The 994-nt window shown below is 38.2% G+C and carries 2 protein-coding genes; one reads left to right on the forward strand and one right to left on the reverse strand.

Going from position 1 to position 994, the window contains the following annotated elements:
* Positions 1-436: hypothetical protein (locus AB4653_RS26485; protein ID WP_372105715.1), on the forward strand; the 436-nt coding region annotated here is incomplete at its 5' end.
* 20 nt (positions 437-456) lie between these two features.
* Here the strand turns inward: AB4653_RS26485 and AB4653_RS26490 are convergent.
* Positions 457-816 (reverse strand): hypothetical protein, encoded by a 360-nt coding sequence (locus AB4653_RS26490; RefSeq protein ID WP_016800258.1) that lies wholly within the window; start codon positions 814-816, stop codon positions 457-459.
* Between the last annotated feature and the right edge of the window lie 178 nt (positions 817-994).

The raw sequence follows: 994 nt of genomic DNA on the forward strand, positions 1-994 counted from the left end.
CAATGTCAATCATAAGAATGACATTCAGAATATCTCCACCGATGAAATCAGACAGAACATTGTGATTGTACTGAGTCAAGGAAATACTGATTTAAATCCCAACAACGTTGAAAAAATCATGGCCAACTTTTCAGGGAGAAATATTCAGTTTGTTTCACCTGACGATATGCTTGAGGAAATTAAACAGGGTATTGAACAATACCATCAACAAACGCATCAACAAAAAGAGGAATTCGACACACCCACTCAAGACCATGATTCATTAACCAACGAGCCGGACACTGATATTAATCAACACACAAAAGAAATCAAAGATAAAGAGCTTGAACACTTCGACAGCAAAGAACCCTCCCCTCAAAAAACGTTTGATTTTAATCAGGAGCGTGACAACAACAATGACCAAGATAATAAACTAGATAGAGAGTTAGAGCGGTAGAAAAAGGGGTGTCCAATGGACTACCCTTTTTTTTTGCCTGCCAGAAACTCATCGACTTTATTATCGATATCAGATTTCACCTGTTGCCTAAAGGGTTTGGATTCTTTTTGTTGTCGGAATAATTTTTCACCATCAAAGGTTTGTCCATGAACCACATCAGTGATCGCAGATGAGCCACGAACGACACGATAAATCTCTTCCATCAACGCACGGTTCGATGGACTATCATCCTCACTGTCATTGAGTTTGATGCGCAGTGCCAACATCAAAAGTTGGCGTGTGGCCTCTGCATCACTTAATGCTTCCTTATCCCTAAACGTCTTAAAATCTTGCGCTAACTTTCCACGTAAAGAACTTTGTAGCGGATAAGAACGTGTCATATTGCCCTCCTCAATCCCAATTAAAAGCATTGTTATTCAAATGAAATTTCAATCAATTAATTTTATAAAAGACCCTTCAAGCATTGTCAATAAAGGGCTCAATCAACATTCAATGATTTCCAATTAAAGGACCTTGAAAACGCTCTCATCGCTTTACCTATAAGGGATCAATTAATAA

This window comes from Vibrio sp. 10N.222.48.A3, assembly GCF_041475345.1.
In the GTDB taxonomy this organism is placed as follows: domain Bacteria; phylum Pseudomonadota; class Gammaproteobacteria; order Enterobacterales; family Vibrionaceae; genus Vibrio; species Vibrio tasmaniensis_A.